Source organism: Salinimicrobium oceani (assembly GCF_012037645.1).
The window spans coordinates 1-574 of sequence record NZ_JAAVJR010000274.1 but is presented as its reverse complement, the minus strand read 5'-3'; the positions used below and the strand labels follow the sequence as shown (position 1 = coordinate 574).

The window sequence follows — 574 nt, the reverse complement described above, 5'->3', positions numbered from 1 at the left end:
AATTCCTTAATTCTATCTGGTTACTTCTATCTGAAACAATGGTTATAAGTAATGCTCCTTCCCTCCTTGCAGGTTATGTTGTCCTGCATATCAACAGTACTACGAGCATATCCGCCACCCTCAGCGGTTGGCTGGCTCACCAACTCTGTTAGGGCTTCCCAAGTTCATGCATTTCCCTCTCCAGGCACGCCATTCCATATTACCCCGTGCAGCCATATTGATGCGTATTGTCGTTGCTTCTCAATATGTGTCAGATTTCGCCATATTCGGAAGGTTGATCACTGCAAAGTCGTGTAACGAGGCCTAACTGGATTCACTGGTATTACGGCTTACCTGAACGCTCACCATGAACTTAGCACGATTGGTCTCCCGCACGCACCTCATGGTTGCTTCAGACTGAACGACAAAGTGGTCTGTGTAATCCTTTCATATTACTGGGTTTATAATTAATGCACGCTTCTTGGCGTACCGAATACACGAATCATTTATAGGACAATCCGGCGATGGTCCAGTAAATCCTTATGAAAATTGGCTAAAATGGCTAATCGCAAATTTGAAACCTTGAGGTAATTAA

1 protein-coding gene is annotated in these 574 nt (G+C 44.3%); it reads left to right on the top strand.

The genetic code is table 11. The features are described from left to right. Positions 1-166 precede the first annotated feature (166 nt). Positions 167-307, top strand: coding sequence for a hypothetical protein (locus tag HC175_RS23915; protein WP_209310037.1), 141 nt, complete (start codon positions 167-169; stop codon positions 305-307). Positions 308-574 lie beyond the last annotated feature (267 nt).